Here is a 4853-nt window from a genome sequence, read left to right as displayed (position 1 = left end):
GCCAGCCGCTGCCTGCAGCTGTTCGGTGGCTATGGATATTGCAGGGAATACGAGATATCCCGGATGTGGACGGACGCTCGCATCCAGACCATCTACGCGGGTACATCCGAGGTCATGAAACTGGTCATCAGCAGGGCATTGGGACTTTGATTTCAGAAAGGAGCGATAGATATGAAGATAGAAGGCAAAACCGCCATCATCAGCGGCGGGGCCTCCGGGCTCGGCGAAGCGAGTGCCCGGCGCTTGGCAGGGGCTGGCGCCAACGTGTTGATCCTGGACCTGAATGAAGATCGCGGCCAGGCGCTGGCAACCCAATTGGGCAGCCAAGCCGCGTTTATCAAGACCGATATCTGCAGTAGCACGGACATCGGCTGTGCCCTGGATTTTGTCATCGATAAGTTTGGCCGACTAGACATTGTGATCAATTGTGCGGGTGTCTCTTCGGGGATGAAAACCGCCAGCCGGAAGGGGCCCCACGATTTGGATTATTTCAGGAAGGTAATAAACATCAATCTGGTGGGAGTATTTGACGTAATGCGCCAGGCAGCCTTCCGGATGCTGCAAAACGACCTCAATGATGAAGGAGGCCGTGGAATCGTAGTCAACACCGCTTCTATTGCCGCCTTTGAGGGACAGATCGGTCAGGTGGCCTACACAGCCAGCAAAGCGGCTCTGGTAGGCATGACGCTGCCCGCGGCCCGCGACCTGGCCGGGGAAGGTGTAAGGATATGCACCATTGCCCCCGGATTGTTCGACACGCCCATGATGGCAGCCCTGCCCGAACCGGTGCGGGTCGAACTGGCCCGGAATGTGCCTTTCCCGCAAAAGCTGGGCGATCCCGACGAGTTTGCCATGCTGGCCCAGCAAATCATTGAAAACCCGATGTTAAATGGAGAAACCATCCGCCTGGATGGGGCCATCCGCATGTCTCCCAAATAGTTATGCCATGCAGCTATCTAAAACCATTAGGTTGGCCGGGATGAAGGCTAAAAATGAGGAGGTAATGGATTATGAGAAGAGTAGCAGTGATCGGAACGGGACATTCCAAGTTCTGCTTCAATTCGCCTAGAACTTCAGTGGAACTGCTGTCCGAGGTGGCTATGGACGCCATCCAGGAAGCCAATCTCACTCCGAAAGATATCCAGGCGGTCAACGTGGGCAATGTCCTGGGCGACTTCGAGGAAGGGCAGGGGATGATACAGTCCTTCTTCGCCAACGATATAGGCTGTTTCAACGTGGCGGCGAGCCGCTTTGAAGGGGCTTGCGCTTCAGGCAGTATGGCGGTAAGGGACGCGGTCATGTGGGTGGCATCGGGGTATTATGACATCATGCTGGTGGGCGGGGTGGAGAAATGCACCGCCATGGGAACCCCCCTGGCCACGCGGACTTTCTCCATGTTCGGGGACGCCCACTATGAATTCCCGGCCGGGTTCCTGTTCCCGGCAGTATTTGCCCTGTTGGCCCACTTGTATGCGAGCCAATACAATATCCCTCTGGAGATTCTGAAGGAGCAGATGGCGGCGGTATCCATCCAATCTCATGAGTATGCCATGAAGAACCCCAATGCCCAGATTCAGAAAGCGATAACTAAAGAGAATGTTTTGAATAGTTTTATGGTTTCAACCCCCATCCAGCTGCAGGATGCCTGTCCGTTTTCCGATGGGGCGGCGGCGGTGGTCATCGCTTCAGAAGAGCTGGCTAAAAAGCTGACCCCTAAACCGGTCTACTTCGCCGGCATCGGCCAGGCGTCCAGCGGCAAACTCAGTTCGCAGTCCAGATATCTGCCTCGTATCTACGCTCGGGAACTGGCCTGCCAACAATCCTATCGTATGGCCGGCATGACCCCGCAGGATATGGATCTCTGCGAATTGCATGACTGCTTCAGCATCGCTGCCCTGATAGCCGCGGAAGGGTTAGGCTTCTTTGACTTTGGCAAATCAGGCGAGGCGTGGCTGAAGGGCGAAACCAGGATAGGCGGCAAGATTCCCATCAATATCTCCGGGGGGTTAAAGGCCAAGGGCCACCCGATTGGCGCTACCGGTGTTTCCCAGGTGGTAGAAGTCACCCGGCAATTGAGGGGAGACATGGCGGAGCAAGGCCGCCAGGTCGAGGGTGCCCAAAATGGCATCATAGACACATTGGGCGGCGACGGAGTACTGGTCAGCATGATCATGACCAATCAGTGAGGAGGGTTAAAACAATGGATTATAAACTTACCTTTAAGGACTACGATAAGGCGCTTAAAAAGGATGTACTACTGGGTTTGAAGTGCAACGACTGCGGGGCCTACACCTGCCCCCCGATGATGGTGTGCGGCAAATGCGCCAGCACCAACCAGGAGATTGTGGAGATGTCCGGCAAAGGCAGGATCGTCACCTTTACCACCTGCAACATCGCCGCCGAGGGACGAGAAAATGAGAACCCCTATACCATCGTGATGGTGGAACTTGATGAAGGCCCCTGGATCATGGGCAATCTGGTATCCATGGACCCCAAGAAAGTAACCATGGATGTCATCGGCAAACCGGTGCAGGTCGGCCATCGCGTATATCCCGGTGACAAGTATTCTCCACAACCCATGGCCCGGCCGGCCTTCTGCATTATCGTGTAGGGGCTGCGGGCCTTTGGCCGCGACGTAAACGAGGGCTAATAGTAAGGAGGGTATGAATATGTGGAAAAAGGAATATCAGGCCAAAATGATCTCCATCGAAGAAGCGGCCCGGAAGGTCGAATCGGGCGATGTGGTCGGCACCGGGCTGGCCATTGGTTCAGGATCGCCGGACATCTTCAACGCCATTCTGGACCGGTGGCAGGAATTAAAGGGGGTAAGGATACTCGATACCATCGGACTTTATCCTTTCAAATTCCAGGATCCTGAGTATATGCTGCCCCTGGACGGCCATATCAACTATATGCCGGCATTCAGCATCGCAACCGGCCGGCGCATGAACACGACCAAGCAAGCGGAATTTTACCCGGTTATGAGCTCCGACCTGGCCGATAAGGTGTGGCACAAGTCGGACGTATTTATCGCCAAAGTGACCCCACCTAATTCTGCCGGGTATGTCAATCTGGGGCTGACCAACTTCTACACCCTGGACACCATCCGGCGGGGCCGTGCCTCCGGCAAGCAGCGCGTTACCATTGGCGAAGTCAACGATCAGATGCCGGTGATCTACGGGAATAATTGGATGCATATCTCCGAATTTGACTATTTCGTGGAAAACTCCACCAAAATACCGACATTTGGCCGGGGCACCCCGACCGAAACAGACAAAGCCATAGCCGGGTATGTGCTGGACCTGATAGAAGATGGGGATACCATCCAGATGGGCATCGGTGGGATACCAGAAGCAGTGGTGAGCGGCCTGGAGGGCAAGAAGGACCTGGGGGTCCTGACTGAAATGTTCCCCATCGGATTGCCCCAGCTGGTGGCACAAGGCATTGTAACTAACAAGCACAAACCTTTTCACCAGGGTGTTACCGTGGCCACATTCTGCATGGGTGACGAAGAGATGTACAGATATGTGGAGCAAAACCCGGCCTGTGAATTTTACCCTTCATCATATACCAACAGCCCGGTATTCATCGCCCAGCACCCCAACATGGTGGCTATGAACATGGCCTTGATGGTGGACCTCAGCGGGCAGATTAATTCCGAGGGGCTGGGCCATACCCAGATCAGCGGCTCAGGCGGGCAGCTGGATTTCATGATCGGCTCCTTCTGGTCGCAAGGGGGCAAGGGGATTACCCTGTTGTATTCATCCAGGAAAATGAAGGATGGTTCACTGTCCTCCGCAATCGTGCCTGAGCTTCCCATAGGCTCGCCAATCACCGTACCCCGCACTTACGCCCAGTATGTAGTCACCGAATACGGGGTTGCCAACCTGCGCTACAAATCCAGGACCGAACGCGCCAAGGAGCTGATCGCGGTGGCTCATCCCGACCTGCGCGGGGAGCTGTACGCCAGCTTGAAAAAGAATTTCTTTCCGTTCGCCAGCATGGCTAGTATAAAATAGGGGGGAGGGGATTGAGCCGACGGGAATGATTCTTCAAGAGCTCACAAAAAGAGCCGGGCAAAAAGGCTGACGGCCAGGTAATGGGGGAATGATGGTCCAAGGTGCGCCAAGGTTGCACTGACAGGACGGAACCCGAAATGACTTGGCTATCAGCCTTCGTTTGCTTTGAAAGAAGCATCCGCGCCGCACTGCCCATTCCATACGGACTCAACCCTCACAAACAAAGGTTGAGCCCGTATGGAATTTTGAATAATGATTCTGGTATAAAAAGATATTAGATCATTCGTTGTTCTTAAATCCACATGTGCATAACGCGTATCCCGCCACCACGCCCATCACCAACGAGAAATCTCTTGGTAGTGGTTGAAAAGTCGGTATGCTTATGAACCACGGAATTAGATTGAAGAGGCATAAGGACAGTGCAGGGATAGCGACCAAAACCAACTTAACCCAATTTATTTTTTTTTGCTGATGGATTTGAGAGCTAATGCGTGACTCAAACCCTAATAAAACACCGATTAAAAGAACTGAGGCGAAAAGACCGATAACTGCAAAATCACTGGATTTCGGGTATACTAGGCGTAATTTCGTAAGAATGGTTGTTAAATTATAGAACAGGAGATAAACAAGGGCCCATAATAATACAACAACCGATAAATATTTCTGCATCTTGTATATCCTCCTGGTGTATCAGTTATGGCTAATAGCCATAAAACCATATTCCCCCATCTCCTATAATATGTTTTTTAAAGGTATCGTTCCAATATAAATCGGCAGTCCAACTATGCGAAATTGTTTCGATTAAGTTATTCTTACGTACAGGATTCCACCCGC

General features: G+C 53.0%; 6 protein-coding genes. 5 read left to right on the top strand and 1 reads right to left on the bottom strand.

Annotated elements, in window-relative coordinates:
* From B3W37_RS11880 to B3W37_RS11860, 5 genes are all read left to right on the top strand, one after another.
* The coding region (locus tag B3W37_RS11880) for an acyl-CoA dehydrogenase family protein (protein WP_483175912.1) at positions 1 to 150 on the top strand (150 nt) is incomplete at its 5' end.
* Between the two features lie 21 nt (positions 151 to 171).
* On the top strand, positions 172 to 939 hold the full coding sequence (locus tag B3W37_RS11875) for a 3-hydroxyacyl-CoA dehydrogenase (protein WP_483170079.1): 768 nt from the start codon (positions 172 to 174) through the stop codon (positions 937 to 939).
* Positions 940 to 1010: 71 nt separating this feature from the next.
* Positions 1011 to 2186 carry a thiolase C-terminal domain-containing protein gene (locus tag B3W37_RS11870; RefSeq protein WP_483170078.1) on the top strand — a complete coding sequence of 392 codons (1176 nt, stop codon included), beginning with the start codon at positions 1011 to 1013 and terminating at the stop codon, positions 2184 to 2186.
* A 14-nt stretch (positions 2187 to 2200) separates the two neighbouring features.
* A complete protein-coding gene (locus B3W37_RS11865; protein ID WP_481039373.1) occupies positions 2201 to 2611 on the top strand; it encodes a Zn-ribbon domain-containing OB-fold protein in 411 nt (136 codons plus the stop codon).
* Positions 2612 to 2669: 58 nt separating this feature from the next.
* Positions 2670 to 4019, top strand: a complete 1350-nt coding sequence (locus B3W37_RS11860; protein WP_483170077.1) for an acetyl-CoA hydrolase/transferase family protein — start codon at positions 2670 to 2672, stop codon at positions 4017 to 4019.
* 279 nt (positions 4020 to 4298) lie between these two features.
* Here B3W37_RS11860 and B3W37_RS11855 read toward each other — a convergent pair whose 3' ends face one another.
* Positions 4299 to 4688 carry a hypothetical protein gene (locus B3W37_RS11855; protein WP_483170076.1) on the bottom strand — a complete coding sequence of 130 codons (390 nt, stop codon included), beginning with the start codon at positions 4686 to 4688 and terminating at the stop codon, positions 4299 to 4301.
* Between the last annotated feature and the right edge of the window lie 165 nt (positions 4689 to 4853).

The sequence above is a fragment of the Syntrophomonas sp. UBA5494 genome, assembly GCF_002426325.1.
Note: the sequence above shows the minus strand (reverse complement) of the source record. Positions and strands in the feature narration are given on the sequence as shown.

Bases quoted from the DNA above. Each gene is read 5' to 3' on its own strand.
- B3W37_RS11875 (WP_483170079.1), top strand. From the start codon at position 172: ATGAAGATAGAAGGCAAAACCGCCATCATCAGCGGCGGGGCCTCCGGG.
- B3W37_RS11870 (WP_483170078.1), top strand. From the start codon at position 1,011: ATGAGAAGAGTAGCAGTGATCGGAACGGGACATTCCAAGTTCTGCTTC.
- B3W37_RS11865 (WP_481039373.1), top strand. From the start codon at position 2,201: ATGGATTATAAACTTACCTTTAAGGACTACGATAAGGCGCTTAAAAAG.
- B3W37_RS11860 (WP_483170077.1), top strand. From the start codon at position 2,670: ATGTGGAAAAAGGAATATCAGGCCAAAATGATCTCCATCGAAGAAGCG.
- B3W37_RS11855 (WP_483170076.1), bottom strand. From the start codon at position 4,688: ATGCAGAAATATTTATCGGTTGTTGTATTATTATGGGCCCTTGTTTAT.